This is a genomic window from Arundinibacter roseus, from assembly GCF_004348825.1.
GTDB classification, from domain to species: domain Bacteria; phylum Bacteroidota; class Bacteroidia; order Cytophagales; family Spirosomataceae; genus Arundinibacter; species Arundinibacter roseus.
The window spans coordinates 40591-66042 of sequence record NZ_SMJU01000016.1 but is presented as its reverse complement, the minus strand read 5'-3'; the positions used below and the strand labels follow the sequence as shown (position 1 = coordinate 66042).

Annotated in this window: 23 protein-coding genes; 19 read left to right on the top strand and 4 right to left on the bottom strand. The window is 46.9% G+C overall.

Translation table 11 applies throughout. The features are described 5' to 3' along the window. The first annotated feature begins 69 nt into the window (after positions 1-69). Together EZE20_RS20515 and EZE20_RS20510 are read left to right on the top strand one after the other, a co-directional pair. Complete coding sequence (locus tag EZE20_RS20515) at positions 70-2322, top strand: ATP-dependent helicase (RefSeq protein WP_132121254.1); 2253 nt, start codon at positions 70-72, stop codon at positions 2320-2322. An 86-nt stretch (positions 2323-2408) separates the two neighbouring features. Continuing rightward, positions 2409-3905: a DUF4301 family protein gene (locus tag EZE20_RS20510; RefSeq protein WP_132121252.1), complete on the top strand. Its 1497-nt coding sequence runs from the start codon at positions 2409-2411 to the stop codon at positions 3903-3905. Between the two features lie 100 nt (positions 3906-4005). Here the strand turns inward: EZE20_RS20510 and EZE20_RS20505 are convergent, their stop codons facing one another. Continuing rightward, on the bottom strand, positions 4006-5820 hold the full coding sequence (locus EZE20_RS20505) for a glycosyltransferase family protein (RefSeq protein ID WP_132121250.1): 1815 nt from the start codon (positions 5818-5820) through the stop codon (positions 4006-4008). A 91-nt stretch (positions 5821-5911) separates the two neighbouring features. On the opposite strand from EZE20_RS20505, the gene EZE20_RS20500 reads away from it, so the two are divergent. The 3 genes from EZE20_RS20500 (at position 5912) to EZE20_RS20490 (ending at position 8321) form a co-directional block, all read left to right on the top strand. Further along, the gene (locus EZE20_RS20500) at positions 5912-6070 is read left to right on the top strand and encodes a DUF2256 domain-containing protein (RefSeq protein WP_132121248.1); all 159 of its coding nucleotides are present in this window, start codon (positions 5912-5914) and stop codon (positions 6068-6070) included. A gap of 105 nt (positions 6071-6175) precedes the next feature. Next, entirely contained in the window at positions 6176-7744 is a 1569-nt protein-coding gene (locus tag EZE20_RS20495) for a glycoside hydrolase family 10 protein (protein ID WP_132121246.1), read from the top strand. 85 nt (positions 7745-7829) lie between these two features. Beyond that, positions 7830-8321 carry a DinB family protein gene (locus EZE20_RS20490; RefSeq protein WP_228713922.1) on the top strand — a complete coding sequence of 164 codons (492 nt, stop codon included), beginning with the start codon at positions 7830-7832 and terminating at the stop codon, positions 8319-8321. A 17-nt stretch (positions 8322-8338) separates the two neighbouring features. Here the strand turns inward: EZE20_RS20490 and EZE20_RS20485 are convergent, their stop codons facing one another. Continuing rightward, a complete protein-coding gene (locus EZE20_RS20485) occupies positions 8339-9577 on the bottom strand; it encodes a 4-hydroxy-3-methylbut-2-enyl diphosphate reductase (protein WP_132121242.1) in 1239 nt (412 codons plus the stop codon). Positions 9578-9919: 342 nt separating this feature from the next. Here EZE20_RS20485 and EZE20_RS20480 point away from each other — a divergent pair, with 342 nt between their 5' ends. The 3 genes from EZE20_RS20480 (at position 9920) to EZE20_RS20470 (ending at position 12218) form a co-directional block, all read left to right on the top strand. Next, on the top strand, positions 9920-10483 hold the full coding sequence (locus EZE20_RS20480) for an RNA polymerase sigma factor (protein WP_132121240.1): 564 nt from the start codon (positions 9920-9922) through the stop codon (positions 10481-10483). A 108-nt stretch (positions 10484-10591) separates the two neighbouring features. Continuing rightward, positions 10592-11194: a hypothetical protein gene (locus EZE20_RS20475; RefSeq protein WP_132121238.1), complete on the top strand. Its 603-nt coding sequence runs from the start codon at positions 10592-10594 to the stop codon at positions 11192-11194. Beyond that, a complete protein-coding gene (locus EZE20_RS20470; RefSeq protein WP_165933540.1) occupies positions 11172-12218 on the top strand; it encodes a DUF4097 family beta strand repeat-containing protein in 1047 nt (348 codons plus the stop codon). Before EZE20_RS20475 ends, EZE20_RS20470 begins: the two co-directional genes overlap by 23 nt. A gap of 66 nt (positions 12219-12284) precedes the next feature. Here the strand turns inward: EZE20_RS20470 and purU are convergent, their stop codons facing one another. After that, complete coding sequence (gene purU / locus EZE20_RS20465; RefSeq protein WP_132121236.1) at positions 12285-13118, bottom strand: formyltetrahydrofolate deformylase; 834 nt, start codon at positions 13116-13118, stop codon at positions 12285-12287. Between the two features lie 240 nt (positions 13119-13358). Between purU and EZE20_RS20460 the strand changes: the two genes are divergently transcribed. Both EZE20_RS20460 and EZE20_RS20455 read left to right on the top strand, forming a co-directional pair. Beyond that, the gene (locus EZE20_RS20460; protein WP_132121234.1) at positions 13359-14225 is read left to right on the top strand and encodes a sugar phosphate isomerase/epimerase family protein; all 867 of its coding nucleotides are present in this window, start codon (positions 13359-13361) and stop codon (positions 14223-14225) included. Positions 14226-14302: 77 nt separating this feature from the next. Continuing rightward, positions 14303-14788, top strand: a complete 486-nt coding sequence (locus tag EZE20_RS20455; RefSeq protein WP_132121232.1) for a GAF domain-containing protein — start codon at positions 14303-14305, stop codon at positions 14786-14788. A 7-nt stretch (positions 14789-14795) separates the two neighbouring features. On the opposite strand, the gene EZE20_RS20450 is transcribed toward EZE20_RS20455, so the two are convergent. Then, positions 14796-15152, bottom strand: coding sequence for a YraN family protein (locus EZE20_RS20450; protein WP_132121230.1), 357 nt, complete (start codon positions 15150-15152; stop codon positions 14796-14798). 84 nt (positions 15153-15236) lie between these two features. Here EZE20_RS20450 and lipB point away from each other — a divergent pair, with 84 nt between their 5' ends. The 9 genes from lipB to EZE20_RS20405 all read left to right on the top strand — a co-directional run bounded on the left by lipB (position 15237) and on the right by EZE20_RS20405 (position 25432). Then, positions 15237-15977: a lipoyl(octanoyl) transferase LipB gene (lipB, locus tag EZE20_RS20445; RefSeq protein ID WP_132121228.1), complete on the top strand. Its 741-nt coding sequence runs from the start codon at positions 15237-15239 to the stop codon at positions 15975-15977. Next, positions 15974-16387 carry a hypothetical protein gene (locus tag EZE20_RS20440; RefSeq protein WP_132121226.1) on the top strand — a complete coding sequence of 138 codons (414 nt, stop codon included), beginning with the start codon at positions 15974-15976 and terminating at the stop codon, positions 16385-16387. The genes lipB and EZE20_RS20440 overlap by 4 nt, the downstream gene beginning before the upstream one ends. Before the next feature lie 57 nt (positions 16388-16444). Beyond that, the gene (locus tag EZE20_RS20435) at positions 16445-17179 is read left to right on the top strand and encodes a 3'-5' exonuclease (RefSeq protein ID WP_132121224.1); all 735 of its coding nucleotides are present in this window, start codon (positions 16445-16447) and stop codon (positions 17177-17179) included. 51 nt (positions 17180-17230) lie between these two features. Continuing rightward, a complete protein-coding gene (gene rnr, locus EZE20_RS20430; RefSeq protein ID WP_132121222.1) occupies positions 17231-19570 on the top strand; it encodes a ribonuclease R in 2340 nt (779 codons plus the stop codon). 117 nt (positions 19571-19687) lie between these two features. Continuing rightward, positions 19688-20197, top strand: coding sequence for a GNAT family N-acetyltransferase (locus tag EZE20_RS20425; protein ID WP_132121220.1), 510 nt, complete (start codon positions 19688-19690; stop codon positions 20195-20197). A 19-nt stretch (positions 20198-20216) separates the two neighbouring features. Then, on the top strand, positions 20217-21140 hold the full coding sequence (locus tag EZE20_RS20420; RefSeq protein ID WP_132121218.1) for a CPBP family intramembrane glutamic endopeptidase: 924 nt from the start codon (positions 20217-20219) through the stop codon (positions 21138-21140). Positions 21141-21271: 131 nt separating this feature from the next. Continuing rightward, a complete protein-coding gene (locus EZE20_RS20415; RefSeq protein WP_132121216.1) occupies positions 21272-22183 on the top strand; it encodes a 3-keto-disaccharide hydrolase in 912 nt (303 codons plus the stop codon). Between the two features lie 238 nt (positions 22184-22421). Then, positions 22422-24065, top strand: a complete 1644-nt coding sequence (locus EZE20_RS20410; protein WP_132121214.1) for a TldD/PmbA family protein — start codon at positions 22422-22424, stop codon at positions 24063-24065. A gap of 20 nt (positions 24066-24085) precedes the next feature. Beyond that, positions 24086-25432, top strand: coding sequence for a TldD/PmbA family protein (locus EZE20_RS20405; RefSeq protein ID WP_132121212.1), 1347 nt, complete (start codon positions 24086-24088; stop codon positions 25430-25432). Positions 25433-25452 lie beyond the last annotated feature (20 nt).

The window sequence follows — 25452 nt, the reverse complement described above, 5'->3', positions numbered from 1 at the left end:
TAACTTTGAGTTTTGCACAGTTCCCACGGCATGCGTTGTGGGCCTTTGGTTGCTGATATTGGATAAACTATGACTGACTATTTAACGGGCCTTAACGAGCCTCAGCGACAAGCTGTTATGCACGGAGAAGGTCCTCTTATGATTATTGCCGGAGCGGGCTCCGGCAAAACCCGGGTTCTTACCTTACGCATTGCCTATCTGATTGAAAATGGTGTTGATCCATTTCGGATTCTTTCTCTGACTTTTACTAACAAGGCAGCCGCCGAAATGCGCCACCGCATTGAAAATTCTGTTGGCTACGAAGCGCGTAATATCTGGATGGGAACGTTTCACTCCGTTTTTGCCAAAATTCTGCGCATCGAAGCTCGCTACCTGGGATATACCAGCGATTTTTCGATTTATGATACCGACGATTCAAAGTCGCTGCTTAGAAGCCTGGTGAAAGAGTTTAATCTGGATGACAAAATCTACAAACCCAATGTAGTTTTTAACCGGATTTCAGGAGCTAAAAATCGGCTGGTTTCGGCAGATGATTACCTCAATAACAGCATTATAAAGGCAGACGACGACGCAGCCCGCATGCCGGAGATTGGGCGATTGTATAAAGCTTACACCGTGCGCTGCTTTCAGGCCAATGCCATGGATTTTGATGACTTACTTTATAATACAAACGTTCTCTTTCGCGATTTTCCGGAAGTGCTTCACAAGTATCAGCACAAGTTTCAATACGTCATGGTTGATGAGTTTCAGGATACAAACGTTTCTCAGTATCTGATTACCCGTAAACTCTCGGCCGTGCACCGGAACATTTGCATCGTAGGCGACGATGCCCAAAGTATCTATGCGTTTCGGGGAGCTAATATTGAGAATATCCTGAACTTTGAAAAGGATTTTCCCGATGTTAAAACCATCAAGCTGGAACAGAACTACCGCTCCACCCAAACGATTGTCAATACGGCCAATTCGGTCATTGCCCGGAATAAAACCCAACTCAAAAAAGAGGTTTTTACCGTAAATGAAGAAGGTTCACTCATTGAGGTAGTCAAAGCAAACTCTGACAATGAGGAAGGAAGGCTTGTGTCTACGTCTATTTTTGAGGAGAAAATGCAGCACAACCTGCAAAACAATGATTTTGCGATTTTGTATCGAACAAACGCTCAATCACGGGCTTTTGAAGAAGCGCTTCGCCGCCTGAACCTCAAATACAGAATTGTGGGCGGCCTTTCGTTTTATCAACGGAAAGAGATCAAAGACCTGCTTTCGTATTTGCGCTACATCGTAAATCAACAGGACGAAGAGGCTTTTAAACGTATCATCAATCTGCCCAAGCGAGGCATTGGCGATACTACTGTGGCCAAAATAACGGTTTTAGCTGCCGAAAAACAGGTGCCAATCTGGGAAATCGTAAGTAACATAAATCAGCATGTCAGCGGCCGTTCCACTGTACCAATCGAACAGTTTGCAACCCTCATCAAGAGTTTTAAACTTTTGCTTGAACAGCAAAAAGATGCTTTCGAGGTAGCTACACACGTAGCCAAAACGTCGGGAATTTTGCGCGAACTGTACGAGGACAAAACCGTAGAGGGACTTTCCCGCTACGAAAACGTGCAGGAACTCCTTAACGCAATTAAGGAGTTTGTGGATAATCCTGACAATGAAGAAAAATCATTAAGCGCCTTTTTGCAGTCGGTTTCGCTACTTACCAACGCCGATGAACCTGACGATGATGGAGACAATGACCGCATCACGCTCATGACTATTCACTCTGCCAAAGGTCTGGAATTCAGAAATGTATATATTGTCGGCATGGAAGAAGATCTTTTTCCAAGTCAGATGATGCTCGAAAGCCGTCAGGATCTGGAAGAAGAACGTCGCCTGTTTTACGTAGCCATTACCCGCGCCCGTCATAAGCTTACATTTTCGTATGCCGAAAGCCGCTATCAGTGGGGCCGCTTGAAAATGTGTGAACCAAGCCGATTTTTACTGGAAGTTGATCAACGGTTTTTAAACACCTCAAAAACAACCCGCAACCTTGCCCAACGTGATACACCCGCTACTCCTATGGGCTTTTTGAAAAACATTGGTCCCAAGTCTGCGCCTACGCGCACCCCGCCTGTAACGCATCAGCCTTCGGATAATTTTACTCCCAGCGATACCTCAGGACTTACCGAGGGGCAGCAGGTGGAACATCCCAAGTTTGGGTTTGGTGTAGTAAGCAAGCTCGATGTAAATGGCACCGACCGAAAAGCCATTGTGAAGTTCGACGGAATCGGAGAAAAAACGTTACTACTTAGCTTTGCCAAGTTACGAATCGTTGAATAGTTAGGTAGGTTTTACGTAAATTTCTTGCCAAATTACCTTTACTCAATAAGTTTAACGTATTCGAACCTAATTACCCCTTGTGTATTATGCTACATGAAAACGACCTGATACAAATAAAAGAACGCGGCAGTGAAACCGCTCTGGTACATGAACAAATTCAGTTTTTTAAAGATGGTTTCCCCTTTCTTCCTTTAACCAAAGCCGCTACCGTAGGCGATGGCATTATTCGGCTTGCCGAGCAGGATTTGACCGATAAGGTGGCAGTATTTGAGACACGTGCTGCCGAAGGCGAAATCACACTGCTCAAATTTGTACCCGCTTCTGGTGCTGCTACCCGGATGTTCAAATCGCTCTTTACTTTTCTGGATGAAGGAAAGAAAGATAAATCTGTTGATGAGTTTTTTGAAAAACTCACTTCCTTTGCCTTTTATGACGATCTGAAAGACGTAATGGCTACGGATCATCATGATATTTCGACGGTTGCGCCCGAAGTTATTGCTGATTATTTTTTGACCGAAAAAGGGCTCGGCTATGGTAATTTGCCCAAAGGTCTGCTAAAATTTCACAGCTATCCCACCAAGGCCCGCACTCCGCTGGAAGAGCATCTGGTAGAAGGCGCTTTGTATGCCAATGCGGGTCAACGGGCTCACCTGCATTTCACCGTTTCGCCGGAACACCGGGATAAATTTGAAAAGCTGGTAGTAGAGGTGCTCCCTGCCTACGAAAGTATGTTTGGCGTAAAGTACTTTGTTTCGTTTTCGGAGCAAAAGGCTTCTACGGATACGATTGCCGTCAATATGGACAATACTCCTTTCCGGGAAAAAGACGATACCTTGCTATTTCGACCCGCCGGACATGGTGCTTTGCTCGAAAATCTGGCAGTGCTTGAAGCAGATCTGATTTTTATTAAAAATGTAGATAACGTGGTTCCTGATCATTTGAAGGAAACCACCGTAACGTATAAAAAAGCATTAGCAGGTGTGCTGTTGGAAGTGCAGGCACGTATTTTCGACTTTCAGTCAAAATTAGAGACGCAGCCTGACGAATCTTTACTCGCCGAACTGCATACGTTTTTCCTGCATGAGCTTTCTGTGAGCCCGCCCGAAACCTTTGAAACCTGGTCGGAAACAGAAAAAATAGCCTATTTCCGTACAAAACTTGAACGCCCTCTGCGGGTTTGCGGCATGGTTGAAAACGTGGGCGAACCCGGTGGCGGGCCTTTTTGGGCAGATAATGCCGACGGCTCAGCTTCTCTGCAAATCGTTGAATCTGCGCAGGTAGATATGCAGAACGACGAGCAGAAGGGAATCTTTCAAAACGCCACACACTTTAATCCCGTTGATTTGGTATGTGCCATGAAAAATCGTCATGGACAATCTTATCAGTTAAAAGAATTCCGTGACCCCCAAACCGGCTTTATTTCAAGTAAATCCAAAGACGGCAAAGAACTCAAAGCACAGGAACTCCCCGGACTTTGGAATGGTGCTATGGCCAATTGGAACACGCTTTTTGTGGAAGTACCACTGATTACTTTTAATCCGGTCAAAACGGTAAATGATCTGCTACGCGAGCAACATCAGTAATCAGGAGTTTTTTCTCTTGTAATATACTTTTATAAAAAACAGAAGGCCGCCTGAACTAATTGGGCGGCCTTCTGTTTTTATGCTTTCTATTGAATCAGATTTATGGTTTTTTGCGCTTCTGAGCCAGGTCATGAGCGGTATCATAATAGGAACGGAGGTTTGTCCAATCAAAAACATCGGAGATATTCTCTACCCGATTTCGCTGCATGATACGGTCACGGCGCTGCATTTTTACAAATTTGAACAGAATGTCCGCCATTTGATCAGCGGCTTGTGAGAAATTCTGAGTTTTGCGATTAATGACATAAATGCCCCGGTTTTCATAATCCCGCATAATCTGCATGATATAATCACCAAAACCTGACAAATCGCTCGTTACCGTAGGAACGCCGCGAACCACGCATTCCAGCGGCGTGTAGCCCCAGGGCTCATAATAACTTGGAAAAACTCCCAAATGGCACCCACGCACAAATTGCCCGTAATCCAGACCAAACAACGGATTGGTAGACGAAATGAAGTCGGGATGATACACAATTTTTACCCGGTCGCGCTCATTATTGACAAGATTGGCTTTGCGGCAGAAGTCCGTAATTCCGTCTTCCTGCTTCAAATCATGCGTTACTACGGCCGGGAGTTCATTTGTTTTCCAGGATTGAATGGTACGACGCAACCGCAGCCGCCAATACTCATCTACAAAGTTGTTGAGGTCAGGCATTTTATGATCCGATCCCGATGCTGTGGCCAGAAAAAGCTTTTCGCCTACCTGTTTTTCAATGGCAGTACAGGTTTCCTGCAACTCATCCAAAACAGCTCTTGATTGAAGCACATCGGCATTGATAGAAAAATACGGCTGCTTGGTTACGATAAACATCACCACCGTCATATCCATCCCCATCTGAATCATTTTCCAGTTCAGTCGGGCGAGGGCTTCTAGCGTCAGATCATATCCTTTATTGCTATATTCATAACGCCCTGAGGTGAAGAAATACAGAGTTTTATCCAGGTCAAATGAGTAGCTGGGAAAAAAATGGCCCAACACAAACTCATGAATTTTTTCTTTGTAGCGAATATGCAGATTCTGGAATTCGTGAACAGCCTGAAACCGAACAACGTTCAGCCCATTGGGTGTCACAAGGTCGGGAATTCTGCCCAGAAAGACTTCGCATTCGCGGGCCGTAACGTCGCTAACGGTCGTTAATACGTGGGCGTTCAGCGCGGCGAGTCTTTCAAAGGTAGCCTGCGTCACAATTCCGTAATGCCGGGCTTCATGCTCCCAATCAAAGAAGGGCAATTTGTTATAAAATCCATCTACATTCTGCGCCAGGTACCGTCCCAGCATAGTGGCATGTGTAGTGAAAGTTATGGCAATTTTGACATTATCGCGACGAAGACCAGGCAAGCCGCTACTTGCCATCCACTCGTGAAACTGAGCACTAACATCGGCTTTTTTGGCATTTTGTTCCGCAAATTCGGCCAGATAGATGCGTACCATTTCTCCAAAAACAATCACCTGATTGACGAGGTCTTCGGTATTGACGGTGGGTACACGATGCTGTTCCCAAAGATTATACTTGATCTGATCAAGGTGCCCCATTGAACCCGCCACGTCAAACAGAATAACCCGTGGCTTACCAGTTACGAGCCAGTATCCGTAATGGACTTTGTAGCCCATTTCAAGCATTTTTGCCACAACCCGTCCGGCAGCAGAATCATCCAAATCTGTAATTGGCTCAAATTCGGAAGAGGCTTTTTGGTGAAAATAAGGTCCAAGTAGATAATACTCTTCCCCCCACTTCTCTACCATGGCAGGGACTTTGGTCCGAATCACGGTATAGATTCCTCCAACCTGATTACACACCTCCCAGGCTATTTCGAACAGGATATTCTTCTTTTGTGTTTTAGCTATTGTTTCCAAAATCTGGTCTAGTTAGTCGTTTCTTAGGTTTGGATTGAAAGGTACTATTTTTCATTAAAATCACAAAAACCTCCAATTATATACCTAACAAATGAAAAAAAAATCAGATTTACCCTCCAAACTTTGTAAAACCTGCGGAAGGCCGTTTAGTTGGCGCAAAAAATGGGAGAGGTGCTGGCAAGAAGTAATGTATTGTAGTGAACGCTGTCGTCGTTCTCGTCCTCCAGGCCAACTTGACTCCTCGAAATAAGCCGATGATGGGAGATCAAATTCTAAATTTCACGAGTCAGTTGATTAGATTTGGGACAAAATCCGTTATCCAAAAAAATAATAACAATTGACCTGCTCTATTTTCGTGAAAAAAAGCTGTCTTGATTTTGTGTCTTTTTTCATACTTTTTCACTTTTTAGGGGCTTGTCAGGCACAGCCTTTTACGCCCGAACCCACAAAACCACCCAAACGTGAATTCAGAGCTGTTTGGGTTGCTACGGTTGATAATATTGATTGGCCCAGTCAAAAAAACTTAACTCCTGATCAGCAGCGCCAGGAATTTACAGACCTTTTGGATTTCTATAAATCCCTGGGAATGAATGCCCTGTTTGTGCAGGTACGTGCCGCCGGCGATGCCTTTTATGCGCGAAGCAATGAGCCCTGGTCCGAATGGCTCACCGGCGAACAGGGCCGGGCGCCCCGGCCTTTTTACGATCCGCTGGATTATATGGTCAAGGAGGCTCATCAGCGGGGACTTGAATTTCATGCCTGGCTCAACCTCAACCGCCTGGTCCATCGATCTTCTACGAGTGTCTCGTCGCGAAACCTCAGCAAAACCCATCCGGAATGGATTTTGAGCTATGACGGAGCCAAGTTATTTAATTTTGGCATTCCTGAGGTTCGGCAGTATATCACGGACATGACCGTCAATGTGGCCAAAAACTACGATATAGACGGCATTCATTTTGACGATTATTTTTATCCATACAGCGTAGCCGGACAGGTGCTTCAGGATGATGCTACATTTAAAAAATACGGTCAGGGCTTTAAAAACAAAGCCGATTGGCGGCGTCACAACGTGGATGTACTGATCCGGCAGATTCATGATGCGCTGGCCGAAACCAAACCCAGGCTAAAATTCGGGATTAGTCCGTTTGGTGTGTGGCGCAATCAGCGCGATGATCCTCGCGGATCTCTCACTACGGGTGGCCTGAGCTCTTATGACCACCTCTTTGCCGATACCCGCAAATGGGTGGAAGAAGGCTGGATCGATTACGTTGCCCCGCAGGTCTATTTTTCGTCAGGATTTAAGAAGGTTCCTTTTCAAAATTTGGTGGATTGGTGGGCCGAAAACCGTTTTGACCGACATCTGTACATTGGGCAGGCGGCCTATCGGGCCGGATATAAGGACAAGGACGTAACCTGGCAAAACAAATCCGAAATACCGAATCAGGTACGGTATCTGAGAAAAGTGGAAGCAGAGGGAAGCATTTTTTTTAGTTCTCGCTCCTTGCGGGCCAATGCCCTGGGTTTTGTAGACTCTCTCAAAAATGACATGTACAAGTACCCCGCGCTCGTGCCGGCTATGCCCTGGAAAGATAGCATTCCGCCACTGAATCCTCAAAATTTGAAAGGGACGCTGCAAAATGGAGGTGTAGAACTTTTCTGGGAAGCGCCTGCACAGGCGATGGACGGAGATTCCGCCTGGTATTATGTAATTTACCGCTTTGAAGAAGGAGAAAAGCCAAGTGCGCAGGATCCGCGCCGCATTGTGGGGATATCGCACCAAAAACGGCACTTTACAGATCGCACGGCGGTAGCCGAAAAGAAGTATTTGTACTATGTCACGGCAGTAGATCGCCTGCATAACGAAGGCCGCCCGGCCGGGCCTTTGCGAATACTTATCGTTGAAAACCGGCTTCATCCATTTTGAAAATGCTAGTAGGCATGAAAATTAACCTAACTCTTTCTTGTTTATCATGGAAATTTCGAACTTAAAAACTGCTTTCATCTCCGTCATGGAATCCTATATACAAGCATTGGATCGCTATACAGATGAACAATTCCTTGCTAAACCCGCTGAAAACGAATGGTCGCTCGGACAAATGTATGAACACATCCTGGGGGCGAATGCCTACTTTTTCATGGCCAATGTGAAGCGCTGTCTGGAACAACGAAAAGGGCAAGTAGGTGGTGAAAGAAGTGACGCCGGAGAAAATATGTTCAAATATAATAGCCTGCCTCCCGTCAAGATAAAAGTCCCGGAGTCTTTGCGTGGCCCTGAACTTGTTGCACATAGCCGGGAAGACTATCGAAAGCTATTTGCACAAAGTTTACAGCAGGGCGTATTGCTAGCCGAACAAGTTTTGCAGGATGAAGGTATGTACAAAACCCTGCACCCTATCATGGGTTGGCTGAATGCCACGGAATGGTATGCGGCCACAGAAATTCACGCACGTCATCATTTTCGCCAGCAAAAAGAGCGTGAGCAGTGGCTCGGCATTGCCTGAGCCGGGATTGTATTTTTTTATTGAAACAAGGGTTCAAAAGGCGTCATGACCGTTGAGAGTGGGTGCGTGTTGTCAAAAAATGAAAGCAGACGCATCAGAATGCCTTCTACAACAGCATCCGGACAGGATGCCCCGCAGGTAAGAAGAATAGTAATCTGCTCTTTCTCCGGAAGATAATTCTCGGTTATTTTTTCTGTTTTTTCATGCATGTCAAAATGCCGGATCAGGTTTTTGTCCAGAAGTTTGTCAGCAGAAGAAATAAAATAGGTAGGTAGTTTTTGTTCGCAGAGCTCTACGAGGTGTGAGGTATTGGAACTGTTATACCCTCCGGCCACAAGGGCAAGATCTGCCGAATGCCGCAAGAGCGCATAAGTTGCATCCTGATTATCGTTGGTGGCATAGCAAAGCGTGTCGCGGGTGTTGGCAAAGTGGTCATCTACCTCGTCGGCCCCTAGCTCAAAATGCCGGATCATGACCTGTTTGAGAAAATCGGCAATCCCTTGTGTATCAGAAGCCAACATCGTTGTTTGATTCACTACACCGATCCGGGTGAGGTCTTTGGCAGGGTCGAAGTTTTCGGAATATTGCCCGCTAAACTCTTCATAGAATTTTTCCAGGGGACTTTCTCCCGTTATGTAAGCAGCAAGGCGCTGAGCCTGCTCCATGTTTTTAACCACTACCGTCGGAGCAGACTCCTTGCTGTGCGAAAACGTCGCCCGGGTTTCTTCGTGCATCGGCTTACCATGCACCACAACCGTATAGTTTTTTTCACCAATCTGCGCTGCCCTATTCCAGACTTTTTCCACAAATGGGCAGGTCGTATCGTACTGATACGCATCAATGCCCAAACTCGAAAGCCGGGCCTGAATCTCGACCGTAGTGCCAAAGGCAGGCACTACTACGACATCTTCGGGTGTTAGCTCTTCCCAGGCGATCAGCTGATTTCCTTTGGTATCCATAATGAAGCGTACGCCCCGATCCTGTAAATCACGGTTTACATCAGGGTTATGAATCATTTCACTGAGTAGAAAAATCCGTTTTCCGGTATTTTCAGAGATCGCTTTGTAGGCTATTTCAATGGCATTTTCGACCCCATAACAAAATCCGAAATGCCGGGCAATCAAAAATTTTACCGGCCCAAAATCAAGCTCTGTGGGCTTGAAGTCCCGTTTGAGTTTGTCATTTTTCCGACGAAATTCTTTAATTGGAGAAATAACACGGCTTCTGTAAAAATCAGGAATGTCAAATGTTTTCATAGAAGGAACCTTCTAACAAAGGGTTTTTAATCTAAAATCAGCATAAACAAGATATAAGTAGCTGTTAGCTTTTAGGTTATTAGCCATCAGATCTTATGTTGTTGTAAATCAACACTTTGTGATATGATTAAACATAATATAATTTTGCACAAATACTTATAACTGCGCTGACGTTCTAGTACAAAGATACGGTAGCTTTCAGAACAACAAGCAGGCGTAAGGCTTTGTTCGTTGAAACGCAGGATTCAAAAAAGTCCGTATTTTAAAATAATTCAGCATCTGTGCAACTTCCCGTCCCCGGAAGTGTCTTTTATCCAGAACGTTCAAAACTAAACCTTCTGCTTGGAAACAAAATTGTACACCGACCGGCATGTCGAATTGGTGGAACGCTGTAAACTCGGTGAGCGGAAGGCTCAGTATGAGCTGTACAGTCAGTATTCCAGAGCCATGTTCAATGTTTGTATGCGGATGCTCAACCACGAGGGCGAGGCCGAAGATGTGTTGCAGGAAGCTTTTGTAGATGCCTTTACGCACATTCATCAGTTCAGGCAGCAGTCAACCTTTGGTGCATGGCTAAAGCAAATTGTGGTCAATAAGGCAATCAATCAGCTTCGCAGCCGCAAGATGCAGTGGGTGGATGTGGACGAATGGCTATTGACCGGTGAGGAAGTGGCCTCAGCAGAAGAAAACCACGAGTGGCAGGAAGATCAAACTTTTGAAGTAGCGCGGATCCGTCGATGTCTGGAACTTTTGCCAGCCGGGTATCGGGTAGTACTTACGCTCTACCTCTTTGAAGGATACGATCATGAGGAGATTGGAGAAGTGCTCGGGATTAGTGAAACTACCTCCCGGACACAATATATGCGGGCCAAACGTAAGTTGCTGGAAGTCATGAAAACCCATTAACTTTTGTAATAATTACCCGGCACTGCGTCCGGAAAATTTCCTTCTTTTTGCCACTATTTCCTTTATATAATTTGAACAATTTTTTACAATTTAACTAAGGAATGTACAATGAAAAAGTCTTCTGACAAGAAAGATCGGCTGGAACGATTTGTACGTGATAATCGGGAAGATTTTGACGTATGGACGCCCTCCGATGCGTTATGGGGACGCATCGCCCCCGCACTTGGGGAAGCAAATCAGACGCCCCCCCTGTCCGAAAAAAAGAACAGGCACTTGGGAAGTTGGGGCAAGGCTTATTTTGACTGGCGCATTGCGGCCGGAGTAATCCTGGCTCTAGGAGTTTCCTATCTGTTTTACCTGAATAATAAATACGGCGTTACCCGCGACCCGCAGGTGGCGCTCTCAGCCCCTGCCTATGCTCGTGAATTTACGCAGTATAATCAGGCAATTGACGAAAAAAGGATGGAGCTCGTTCGTCTCACCACGGACAATCCGGAGTTATATAAAGAATTCTCGACGGATCTGGATCGTCTTGAAAAAAGTTATAGCAACCTTCGGTCCGAACTGCCGCAGGCGCCCAATCAGGAAGCGCTTATTCAGGCTATGATCCAGAATTTGCAGTGGCAGGTAGAGCTCCTCAACCAACAGTTAACTATTTTACAACGAATTAAACAGGCTGACAAACGCCATGAAAATAATCCAATCAGTTAAGATCCTGCTCTTTGTGGTAGTGCCCGTAGTGGCTGCCTACGCCGGAGAAGCAGCCCTCATCGAAAAACGCAAAACGCTGGTAAAGGTCTACGATGTACAAGCTCGTGATCAGCTTTCGGTGGACAATCAGTATGGACAGGTAAAAATTAATCTTTGGGATCGAAAAGAAATTCGGGTAGACATCGTAATTAAAGCCAATGCGCCTACCGATCAGCGGGCAGTTGACTATCTGAATTCTATTTCGATTGACGAAAAACGGGAAGGAAATATCATTATGCTCCGCACCCGCATCAACCGCGAGCATTTTGGCAATAACAACTGGAACTCCTGGCGCAGCAAACCGGGTGAAAAGAATTTTATCCAAATCGACTACGTAATATCGATGCCGAAAGGCAATGCCCTGATTGTCAAAAATCAATTTGGCAATACCACCATTCCGTCTTTTCAGGCTCCGCTAACGGTTCTGACGCGCTACGGTGATTTTTTTGCGGACGATCTCGAAAACGCAAAAAATAGTATTGAGGTAGTCTATGGCAATGCGAAAATAGGCAAAATGGATGCCGGAAAACTCGAATTCAAATATTCGACACTGAACCTTGCACAGGTGCGCAACCTCAACATTATCAACAAATTGGGGAAGCTACATATTGGCGAGGTGGGTACGCTGGAAGCCGACATTGACTACTCAGGAGCTACTATTGGCCGCATCAGCGAATCATGTAATGTAAAGCTCAATTTTTCCGACAATTTTAACGTCGACCAACTCCCCCAAACTGCCGAGCGGGTGCATATTCAGGCGTCATATTCGTCGGTTATTTTGCCAGCCGAATCCAGTCAGTTTGACGTAACGGTCTCTAACGGTAATTTCCGCCTGCCTGCCAATGTCAAAGTTTTGTATACCAATCAGCCCAATAAAGCAGAAGCACAGCATACCACCCGGCAATATTCGGGCAAAGTAGGCAACGGTACCGGCAGCCTCATCAAGGTAGTTTCCAGATTTGGCGATGTGCGGCTGAAAGAATAAGATTTATAAAACAAAGGGTTAAAAGTAGCGAAAGGAATGGCCACGGGCTGTTCCTTTTTTGTTTTTTTACAAAATCACCGTACGATTATCCTGAATAAAAACCCGGTCATTAAATACCAGTTTCAGTGCCTTGGAAAGCACCAATTTCTCCGTATCGCGGCCCAGCGTAGCCATGTCAGCGGCAGTTTGGCGGTGGTCTACTTCTTTCACATCCTGCGCGATGATCGGCCCTTCGTCCAGATCATTATTGACAAAATGAGCCGTAGCCCCGATAATTTTTACGCCTCGCTCATACGCTTGTCGATAGGGATTGGCACCCATAAAGGCCGGTAAAAATGAGTGATGAATGTTGATAATCCGGTTGGCATATTGCTCCACAAAGCCCGGTGTCAGTACGCGCATGTATTTGGCCAAAACCAGATATTCGGGCTCATAAATGGCCAATGTCCGAAGGAGAGCTTCTTCATGTTCTTCGCGGGTTTTGTGCTCGTGCGATACGTAGTGAAACGGAATCCCGAATTTACTGACCAACGGCTGCAACACATTGTAGTTGCTCACCACCGCCTGAATCGTGGCGTCAAGTTCATCAAACGCATACCGAATCAGCAACTCCCCCAGGCAGTGGTGCTCGCGCGTAACCAGAAGCACTATATCTTTTTTCTTTTTTGGATTAATCCTCAGTTCTATTCCTTCCGGCAATTCCGCCCGGAGGGTCTCGGTGAGTTGCGTCAGGTCGGCATCACCTTCAAACTCTGTACGCATAAAAAAACGCCGCGAAGGACTAACGTACTCATCGTTTCGGATGATATTCTGATTGTTCTCAAACAGAACACGGGTAACCAGGTAAATCAGCCCTTTGTGATCGGGGCCATTCATTAGTAGTATATGACGGTGATTCATAGAATATCTATTAGCCAAAAAGTTCGCAGTCACAAAGTAACAACATTGCCCGGGTCGTCAAAATAGCAGGCCAAAACCTGAGACGGATTGAAATCGTTTCTCCTAGATTTTTTATATAAATCCTTCACTGAAAAAATCATGGAATGGCTGACGGATGCCTGTAAGTAAAGTTATCGGATTCGATACTTTCTTTATCCAACATGCGAACATTTAAATTTATCAGTTAAAAATTCTTTACCTATGAAGAAAATAACCATAGCAATAGCCGCAATAGTCTTCCTTTTGGGAGGACTGACAGAGGTTTTGGCCCAGAAAAAAGGAAAACCGCTGTACACGCATCCATTGGGCGTGCAAGCCTACACCTACCGAAATCATTTCCCCAAAGATGTGGAGAAAACCCTCAACATTATTCAGTCATTGGGCATTACCGAGCTGGAAGGTGGTGCGCCCAAAGGCCTTACGCCTGAGCAGTTTAAGAAAATGTGCGATGATCGGGGCATCAAAATCCCATCGACCGGAGCAGGCTACGACGAGCTCGTAAAATCTCCCGAAGAAGTGGCCAAAAGAGCCAAAATTCTGGGCGCTTCGTACGTGATGGTTGCCTGGATTCCTCACGAAAGAGGAAATTTTACGCTGGAAAATGCAAAAAAAGCAGTAGCCGATTTCAATCAGGCTGGTAAAGTTTTAAAGGAAAACGGCGTTACGTTTTGCTACCACAACCACGGCTACGAATTTCAACCCCACGGTGATGGTACCCTGATGGACTACCTCATTCAAAACACCAATCCTGAATACGTTTCGTTTGAAATGGATGTACTTTGGACGCAGTTTGGCGGTGGAGATCCTGTAAAACTACTTAAAAAATATCCTACCCGCTGGAAACTGATGCACCTGAAAGACCTCAAAAAAGGGGTGAAGGGCGATTTGACCGGTGGCACGCCCGCCGAAAACGATGTGCCGCTTGGAACGGGTCAGGTAGCGATGGAAGAAGTAATCCGCACAGCCAAAAAGGTAGGTGTGAAGCACTTTTTCATTGAAGACGAAAGCGATCAGGAACTCGAATTTGTACCGATCAGTATTGCGTATTTGAAGAGTCTGAAACAATAAGTAAAGGTTTCGTTGCTAAGGAACCTTCATGCATCCTTACAGGTTTTAAAGCCTGTAAGGATTTTTTTCTCAACCCCATGGCCGAAACACTCACGCTTCCTGCAACCACCTCGCGGGCCGAAATCTACGAAGCACTACATCCGCAACTCGAAGCGCTGCTTGCCTCCGAAAGCGATTTGATCGCCAATCTTGCCAACGTAGCCGCTGCGCTCAAAGAAGCGTTTGGCTTTTTTTGGGTGGGTTTTTACCTGACCAAAGAAGGTCAACTCGTTTTGGGACCATTTCAGGGGCCGCTTGCCTGCACGCGCATTCCGTTTCACAAGGGTGTTTGCGGGGCCTGCTATACGCGACAGAAAACTATTTTGGTGCCCGACGTAGAGCTTTTTCCGGGGCACATTGCGTGTAGCTCGGCTTCCCGGTCCGAAGTAGTGGTTCCCGTTTTTCACCGCAACGGCAGCGTTGCCATGGTATTGGATGTCGATAGTGACAAGCCAGACGATTTTGGCCCGGCAGATGTAGCCGGACTGGAAAAGCTGATGGCTCTTTTAGAAAGAAAATTATAAAGAAATCCTAGCAAAAAGCATCCTTAATGTGCCGGATTGAGAGCCCGCCGTTGGGCAAAATCAGTACCGACACGATGTCAAATCGAACATCAAAGTGCCAGTCGGTATCAAAAATATACTGTTCGGCAGCTTTCATGATAAGTTTGGCTTTAGTGTAGTTCACAAACTCCTCCGGCATGCCAAAGCCCGTACCGCTGCGGGTTTTTACCTCTACAAAAATCAACAGCTTGTTGTGCTCCGCAATGAGGTCTATTTCGGCGTGCCGATGCCGATAATTTTTTACCAGAATTTTAAATCCCTGTTCCTGTAAGTACTCTGCCGCCCGGGCCTCGCCCCAGTGTCCTATGTCGTTGTGTGTAGCCATCCGAACATTTTTGGTTCAAAATACTGTTATTTGTAAAAGAAACAAAGCGACCATCGGTCCGGCGTTCTTTTGATTATACCCTTTATGAATTCTATAATTAATAAAAAAACCAAGGTTATCAACCTGGGCCCCATGGGCTATCAGCAAGCCTGGGACTATCAGGAGCAGCTTTTTGCTGAAATCGTGGCTGTAAAAATTGCCAATCGGGGCCTTCTTCCTGACCAACAGCTACCTACGCCCAACTACCTGCTTTTTTGTGAGCATCCGCATGTGTATACGTTGGGCAAAAGCGGAAAACAGGACCACTTACTACTCGATGAAAAACAACTGAACGATATTCAGGCACAGTTTTATAAAATCAATCGGGGAGGCGATATTACGTACCACGGCCCCGGGCAGTTGGTGGGCTATCCGATTCTGGATCTGGACAATTTCTTTACGGATATTCACCGCTACATGCGAACGCTCGAAGAAGGGATCATTCGTACCCTGGCGCATTTTGGCCTGGTGGCAGGACGCATTGACGGCCTGACCGGCGTGTGGCTCGACCATGAAACGCTGCAAAATCCTCGAAAAATTTGTGCGATGGGCGTGAAGGCCAGTCGATGGGTAACGATGCATGGCTTTGCGCTCAACGTTAATACCGATCTGCGTTTTTTTGGACACATTGTGCCCTGCGGCATTGATGACAAGGCCGTTACGTCCATGCAACACGAACTGGGTGCTCCGCTTGATTTGGCGCAGGTGGCAGACATTTTGAGTAAACATCTCTCCGAGCTATTTCAGCTGGAATTAATACATTCTGAAAAAGAACATTTGCGATGAAAAAAGATATTCCATTTTTACCTGTTGAAGGAATTCAGGTAGCTATTGTACACAAAACTAACGAGTTAAATACGGACGAATGGCAGGTTGTGCTCATTAACCGTAACCCGCAAACTATTACGTCCATTTTTGTAACATCCAAAGGATACAGCAATTCGGAGTCAGGAGATTCTGCCGGGCAAAAGACCTCCACGCTGCGGCATTTTTTTCCCGAAATCGAATCTGGTGCGCATGTAATTGTTGAGCCTATTATGCCCGAAGTTTTTCATCTTACGAATGAGTATTGGGTGAGTTATTTTATTGAAAATCAGGTTTACGATAAAAAGTTTATCTTCGTACCGGACAGCATACTTAAAGAAAACCTGATAGCTATTGACCCCTTGGGGCTGTCGGGTGTACTTCATGAGTAAGTTTTCTGCACAACCCGACTTCTGCATGTATCATTTTTGCCTTAGCTAACCTCACCTATGACCGAAGAATTTCGCCGCCGAATCAAAAACCTGCTCCTTCTGGATATCGAAACCGTAGCTGCCTGCCCGTCCTATGACGATTTGGATGAACGCATGCAGCAACTTTGGGACAAGAAAGCCGGGAAGCTTCGCAAAAGTGAGGACACCCGCACCAATGCCGAGATGTTTTATGAGCAGGGTGCTATTTATGCCGAATTTGGCCGGGTAGTTTGTATTGCCTTTGGCGGTTTTTTTATGGACGAACAAGGCGAGCCGTCGCTGAAAGTCCGGTCTTTTTCTAATACCGACGAAGCGGCGCTGCTGCGGGAATTCAAAGCCTTACTCGAAAAATACCCTGCCGATCAGTTGATTTTGTGCGCACACAATGGCAAAGAATTTGATTTTCCCTACCTGTGCCGTCGCATGTTGATTCACGGTATTGAGCTGCCAAAAGTCTTGCAGATTCAGGGCAAAAAACCCTGGGAAATCCTGCATCAGGATACGCTGGAAATGTGGAAATTCGGGGATTATAAAAACTTCACCTCGCTGGATTTGCTCGCCAGTATTTTCCAAATCCCGAGCAGTAAGGATGAAATGAGCGGCGACCGGGTCACGCCCGTTTTTTATGAAGAAAATGACCTGGAAAAAATATGCCGCTACTGCCGCGAAGACGTGGTCGTACTGGCGCAGGTATACCTTAAATTATTTAGTCAAAATTTGATTGCCGAACCAAATATCGTGCGAATCAACTAACATGAAAACCTCAAAGTAAACTATCTTTTGAGGTTTTTTACCAATAAAAATATGAAAAGAAAAACATCCCCACGGGAACATAAAGAAAAGAAAGCGAATCCAAATCGTACGTTATTGTCGTTTGTGGATAGCCTGAAAGCCGATATTGCGGCTTTCTTTGAAATCAATCATCCCGCCACCTTTCGTGCACAGGACGTTCACGATCATTTTGGAGCCACGGATAAAAAGCTGCGGCAACTGGTTAACGAACTCATGCACGAACTGCACGATTCAGGAAAACTACTGCGACAAAACGACGGCACGTACAGCCTTGCCGATACTGCTGCCGTCGAAACCGGACTTGTAGGCCGCGTAGACCACGTCAATCGCAATTTTGCTTTTGTAATCAGTGAAGGACAGGAAACCGATATTTACGTAGAAACCGATTTTCTGAAAGGTGCACAGGACGGTGACACCGTACGCGTGCAGGTGTTTAGCGATGGCCGAGCCCGCGGACAGCGCCTCGAAGGCCGGGTAACCGAAATCGTGACTCGCGGACGTACGGAGGTAGTTGGAGTAATCGAAATATGGCCCAAGTACGCACTCGTAGAGCCCGATCACCGCAAACTCTACGAACCCATTCACATCCCGCTCGATCAGATTCAGAAAGCCAACGATGGCGATAAAGTTATTGTAAAAATCGTGCAGTGGCCTTCCCGCACCCGCAAAGCCGAAGGCGAGGTGATTGAAGTATTGGGGAAAGCAGGCGACAATAATGCCGAAATGCACGCTATTTTGGCCGAATTTGGCTTACCAAACCGTTTTCCGGAAGAAGTAGAAAAAGAAGCACAGGCGATTTCGGAAGTCATTTCGGAGGACGAAATTGCCCGCCGAAAAGATATGCGGGGCGTAACAACCTTTACCATTGACCCCGTAGACGCCAAAGATTTTGACGACGCGCTCTCGTTGCGCTACCTCGAAAATGGTCATGTCGAAATCGGCGTTCACATTGCGGACGTATCGCACTATGTGCTGCCCAATACAGAACTCGAAAATGAAGCCTTTCGGCGGGCTACCTCAGTCTACCTCGTAGATCGTACCGTGCCGATGCTGCCCGAAAAGTTATCCAACGGACTATGTTCGCTGCGACCCAACGAAGATCGTCTGGCTTTTTCGGCGGTTTTTGAAATGACTACCAAGGGCAAGCTGATCAGCGAGTGGTTTGGTCGCACGGTTATTCACTCCGACCGTCGGTTTAGCTACGAGGAAGCTCAGGAAGTACTCGAAACTTCGGTTGGTGATTATCCCGAAGAACTTACGCTGCTCAACACACTGGCGAAAATTCTGCGGAAAGAGCGTTTCAAAAAAGGCGCTATCAACTTTGAAACCATTGAAGTGCGTTTCCGGCTCGACGAAAACGGAAAACCGCTGGGTATTTATCAAAAAGAACGAAAGGATTCCAATAAGCTTATCGAAGAATTTATGCTTCTGGCCAACCGCCGCGTAGCAGAATTTGTGTTTGGTCTAAGCAAAGGAAAAACCAAAAATACAATGGTTTATCGGGTGCATCAAGCACCTGATGCCGACAAGCTTCAAAGCTTTGCTACATTTGTGGCCAAACTGGGCTACACGGTTGAGGTGGATGATGAAAAGCAAATTGCTAAGTCCATGAACAGCATGCTGAGCGAAGTGGAGGGCAAGCCCGAGCAAAATCTGATTGAGTCACTTGCTGTTCGCACAATGGCAAAGGCCCGCTACACAACAGAAGATTTGGGGCATTTTGGCCTGGCATTTCGGCGATATTCTCACTTTACGTCGCCCATCCGGCGCTATCCCGACGTGCTGGCGCACCGCCTGCTACAAAAATACCTCGACGGCGCTGAGGCAGTTAACAAAGACAGTTTAGAAGACGCCTGCCGGCATTCTTCTGAACGTGAGCGACTTGCCGCCGAAGCCGAACGCGCCTCCATCAAATACAAGCAGATCGAATACATGAGCAGCATGGATCACGAGCGCGAATTTGCCGGTATCATTACGGGCGTAACCGAGTTCGGGATCTTTGTGGAAATTACTGAAACTGCCTCCGAAGGTTTGATTCGGGTATCTGACCTGGGCGACGATTTTTATGAGCTTGATAAAGAAAATTACCGCCTTGTAGGCCAACGTACCAAGAAAATATACACGTTTGGCGATCAGGTAAAAGTGCGCGTAAAAGAAACAAACCTGGCTCGCCGTAGCATGGATCTTCTGCTGGCCGACAGCCCGCAGGCAGGCACCCGCAGCCGCCGGATCGAAGCGACCAAAGCCACGAAAGCCGCCCGCCGGGGCACTTCTTCTAGGTCGGGGAATGCCCGAGGGAAAAGTAAAGCAAAAAGCAAAGCGTCGTCGTCAACAGGTAGACGAAAGCGCTAACCGATAGCCGTCAGAAATGGCGGCTATTTTTTTGGATTTTTTACTCCATCCGCAAGATTCAGATTTTGGAATTTTGAGAAAAATGCAACTTTTGCCGGGAAACAAAACATACTTTTCATGACCATTAAAAATAGCGCTCCGAAAGACCTTCCTGAAATATTTCGTTTGTATAAAATCGCCTCTGCTTATCAGGAAAAGAAAAAGACCGTGGTCGTTTGGCCCGAATTTGAAACTCAACTCGTCGAAACCGAAATTGCCGAAAACCGCCAATGGAAGCTTTTGATTGACAATCAGATTGCATGCGTGTGGGCAACGACCTTTGATGATGCCGAAATTTGGGAAGAACGAAACGCCGATGCCGTAGTTTATATTCATCGCATCGCCGTAAATCCTGAATTTAGAGGGCGCAATTTCGTGGCTCATATTGTCGAGTGGGCCAAAGAATACGCCAAAAGTCATCAAAAAGAATTTGTCAGGCTTGACACAATCGGGAACAATACCGGGCTGATTGCCCACTATCAAAAAGCCGGATTTGAGTTTTTAGGAATTTTTACCCTTAAAAGCACCCTGGGATTACCCGCACATTATCAGAACGGTCCGGTGAGTTTGTTTGAAATAAAACTTTGACGCACGTCTATTTTTTAGGATGCAAAAACTAGCGGATTATTTCCGAACCCATCTGCGGCAGGAGTTTGACCTTGGGCTTTATTTAAAAATAGGCGCGCTACTCGTACTACTGCTCACGATCAATTATAGCCTGGATCTCGAAGATCGAATTATTGATAGTTATATCGGCAAGCCAATCCGAATTTTCTGGTACTTTTTGCTGTACGCAACGGCCTATTACAGCGCCTTGCTGCTCTGGATCGGGCACACCCGGCAGTGGCCGCTCCTGCGTAGTCCAAAGCTTTGGCTGTATTCGCTGTTTGGGTTGAGCGTGATGGCCTGGGACGGCGGTTTTTATGGGTATCAGGCATGGAGTAAACAACTTTTTGACGGTCAGATTTATGCGTATGCCTTTTATAGCCTCTCCAATCTCTCGTCCGTCCTGACCACTTTTTTACCTTTGGCGTTCTTTTACTTTTTGATAGATAAGCAGCCTTCCCGCTTCTACGGTTTGTTCAAATCCCAAAACGTTCTGCCGTATTTATTACTCCTTGGCGGCATGGTGCCCCTGCTTGCGTGGGCCTCTTTTCAGCCGGATTTCCTGCAAACGTACCCAACCTACCGCAGCACATCCGCGCATACGTTCTTTGGTGTTCCGCCCTGGGCAACAGCCCTCGCCTATGAACTGTTCTATGGCTATGATTTTATTGCTACGGAACTGTTATTCAGAGGGTTTCTGGTTATTGGCCTGGCACGACTGCTGGGAACGGGAACGGTGCTACCGATGGTCGTTTGCTATGCTTCCCTGCATTTTGGAAAGCCACTGGGCGAAACCATCGGTTCTATTTTTGGCGGGTACATTTTGGGCGTAATTGCCCTGTATTCCCGCAGCATTTGGGGCGGCATTCTGGTTCATGTGGGCATAGCCTGGGCCATGGAACTAGCTGCATGGTTACAGAAATAGAGGGTTGTTTTTGAGTGATTAACTGGTTGAATCTGTCTGGTTTGAAAGTTCTACTCTTCCTATTAAAAAGTACTTCAAAGTAGGATTGAGTGTCAAAAGTCTTCTTTTCAAAAAACAAACCAAACGTACCAATGAGCGGATTTTTCTCCAAAGCAGCTTCTCTGATTTTCCTGGTTCTCCTTCTGATTCCGGTCGCTCAGGCGCAGCGTTCTCAACCTCAGGATTCAGACTGGATTTCACTTTTCAACGGCAAAGATCTCACCGGCTGGGATATAAAAATTGCGGGGCACGCTCTGAACGATAACTACCAAAATACCTTTGTTGCCGAAGACGGCATGATCCGGGTGAAGTACGATGGCTACAAAACTTTTGATGGAAAATACGGCCACATCTACTACAAACAGCCTTTTAGCTACTACCGCTTGCGATTTCAGTACCGCTTTCTGGGCGATCAGGTGCCCGGCGGAGACTCCTGGAATGTACGCAACAGCGGCATTATGCTGCACTCCGAACCCGCCTGGAATCTCGGCAAAGATCAAACGTTTCCTGTTTCGCTTGAAATGCAGTTTTTGGGTGGTTTAGGTAGCGGAGAGCGCGCCACCGGCAACCTCTGTACGCCAGGTACAATTGTAGATATTAACGGCAAACTTGCCAACGAACATTGCATCAATTCTACCTCCAAAACCTATCATGGCGATCAGTGGGTCAAAGGTGAGTTGATTGTGTACGCTGATTCTGTCATTCATCAACTCATAGAAGGCGACACCGTGCTGACCTACACAAATGCCCGCATAGGCGGCGGCTTTGTGAGCCCTTCGCATGATTTCAAAATGGGGAAGTTTACCAAAGAAAGTGCCGAATCCTGGATGAAACTCGACAACACGCCTTTGAAGGAAGGGTACATTGCGCTACAAAGCGAAAGCCACGCGATTGACTTTAAAGATATTGAACTGCTTCCTCTCAAAGGATGCATGGACCCGAAAGCTTCCAATTTTAAATCGTACTACCAAATCAACGATAAAGGAGCATGTACGTATAAATAAAGTAAGATTTTCATGTCACATTTTCCTACCCTGACTTTCCGGCGCTTGCAGAAAGTCAGGGTATTTTGCTTGCCCAATAGTTAGCACAACAAAAAAAATCTTCAATCTATCGCCCTATTGACATTTTTACCTATTTTCACCGTTCGTTTAGTAAAAAGAGCTACTTATTTTTGGTAAAAGCTCTGATTTACCCAATTTTTTCACAACCTAATTCCTATCGAATTACACCCGAATCAACATGAAAAGAAGAGAATTCATGCAACTGTCCGGTCTGAGTTTAGGCGCACTTGCCCTACCTTCAGGACTGGTCATGGGGCGAGAAGTATCGGCAGAACAGCTCTTACAACCCGGGGCGGATGTCGCATTCAAAAAACAACTGGCGGATATTGCCCTCAACGCCGCCCGCAGCAAAGGAGCAACCTACACCGACGTACGCATCGGGCGCTACCTGCAGCAGTACATTTTTACCCGTGAAACGCAGGTGCAAAACGTAACTAATGCGGAGTCTTACGGCGTGGGGATTCGGGTGATGGCCAACGGAACCTGGGGCTTTGCCGCCACGAGCGATGTGACGCCCGACGGCATTGCAACCTGTGCGGCTACTGCCGTGGCAATTGCTAAAGCTAATTCAAAAATTCAGACCGAACCCGTCGTATTAGCTCCGCAAAAAGGCGTGGGCGAAGTGAGCTGGAAAACACCTTTAACCAAAAATGCCTTTGAGATTCCGGTTAAAGAAAAAATTGACCTGCTCATGAACGTCAATGGCGAAGCACTCAAATATGGGGCAGCTTTTGTAACGTCAAATCTATTTTTTGTAAATGAGCAAAAATATTTCGCCTCCACTGATGGCTCTTATATTGATCAGGATATTCACCGCATTTGGCCTACGTTTACCGTAACGGCAATTGACAAAGCCGCCGGAAAATTTAAAACCCGCGACGCAATCAGCTCGCCGATGGGCATGGGCTATGAATACCTGGACGGGCTGGCTTCGGAGAAAATCCCGGGACCAAATGGCCTGGTAGGCTACCGCAACTCCTACGATATGATTGAGGATGCGACTATGGCAGCCAAACAAACGAAAGAAAAAATGACCGCCAAGTCGGTCACGCCCGGAAAATATGACCTCGTGCTTGACCCCAACCACCTCGGCCTGACGATTCACGAGTCCGTAGGCCACCCGCTCGAACTAGACCGCGTGCTGGGCTATGAAGCCAATTACGCCGGCACAAGCTTTGCGACGCTCGACAAATGGAAGTCGGGGACCTTTAATTATGGCAGCAAACTGGTCAATATTGTGGCGGACAAAACACAGCCGTATACGTTGGGCACCGTTGGTTATGACGACGAAGGCGTGCCCTGCAAAGAGTGGGATTTGATCAAAGACGGTATTTTGGTTAACTATCAGGCGATCCGCGATCAGGCGGCAATCATCGGCGAAAAAGAGTCGCACGGCTGCTGCTATGCCGACAACTGGAACTCGGTACAGTTTCAGCGGATGCCAAACGTTTCGCTGCGGCCGGGTACCGAAAAGCGCAGTGTACTGGACATGATTAAAGGCGTTGAAAAAGGAATTTACATCATCGGTCGCGGCTCGTATTCGATTGATCAGCAACGCTATAACTTTCAGTTTGGCGGACAGCTTTTCTACGAAATCAAAAACGGCGAACTCGTAGGGATGCTCGACGACGTGGCCTATCAGTCCAATACTCAGGAATTCTGGAATTCGTGCGCGCAGCTTTGTGACAAAGACGACTACCGTACCTTCGGCTCGTTTTTTGACGGCAAAGGGCAGCCTTCGCAGGTCAGTGCGGTGTCGCACGGCAGTGCTACCACGCGTTTCAATGGCGTAAATGTGATCAATACCGGACGTAAGATTTAACCCCCAATCAACAAAAAAATATGGCCATCTTAACCAAAGAAGAAGCTAAGAAAATTATAGATAAAGTACTCTCGTACTCCAAAGCCGACGAAATGAGCGTGGCCCTGAGCGGCAACCGCACCGGCAATATCCGGTATGCCCGCAACTCGGTATCTACTAGTGGCGAAACGACCAACTTATCGTTGTCAGTAACGGCCGTTTTTGGAAAAAAATCGGGCACAGCTACAATCAATGAATTTGATGATGCCTCGCTGGAAAAAACCGCCCGCCGGGCCGAAGAAATAGCGCAACTGGCGCCCGAAAACCCCGAATATGTGCCGATGCTAGGCCCGCAGAACTACCTGGAAACGGCCTCTTTTGCCCAAAGCACCGCCGACATCAACGCTGAATACCGCGCTCAGGCGGCATTTGACAGCCTTGATCCCTGCCGCAAGAAAAACCTGACGGCCGCAGGCTACCTCGAAGATACCGCCGGTTTTTCAGCAATCGGAAATAGCAAAGGGTTGTTTGGGTATAATAAAGCGACCTCCGTCGATTTCTCCATTACCGTCCGCACGGCCGACGGCCTGGGTTCGGGCTATGCGATTCGGGACGTGAATGACGTGTCAAAGCTCAGCACCAAGGCTGCTACCGAAGTAGCGATGCAAAAAGCGCTGGCGTCGGTGAATGCCCGTGCCCTCGAACCCGGAAAATATACCGTCATTCTGGAACCGGCAGCTTCCGTTGATCTTTTGGGCAATATGATGCGCAGCATGGACGCCCGTAATGCCGATGAAGGCCGTAGTTTTTTGAGTAAAAAAGGCGGCGAAACCCGCCTGGGCGAAAAGCTTTTCGATGAACGCGTGACGATCTATTCCGATCCTGCGAATATCGAAATTCCCGGCTCGCCTTTTGGTGGGGGCGGTGGACGCTTCGGCGGGGGTGGCAGCGATGGCCGCCCGCAGGAAAAAGTTGCGTGGATTGAAAATGGCGTCGTTAAAAACATGTACTACTCGCGCTATTGGGCCGAGAAAAAAGGAGTTAAGGGTGTCCCGCCACCTTCCGGTTTTATCATGATGGGCGGCACGCAGTCGCTGGCCGATTTGATAAAAAGCACAGAAAAAGGGATTTTGGTCACGCGCTTTTGGTACATCCGGGCCGTTGATCCACAAACACTGCTCTACACGGGCCTCACGCGTGACGGTACGTTTTATATCGAAAACGGGCAGATCAAGTTTCCCGTCAAGAACTTCCGATTCAATGAAAGTCCGGTTATTATGCTCAATAACCTGGAAGCAATGGGCGCGCCGCAGCGTATCGGTGGCAACCTGATTCCACCGTTGAAAATCCGTGACTTTACCTTTACGAGTCTTTCAGATGCGGTATAGGCACTGCTGAATCTGATTTT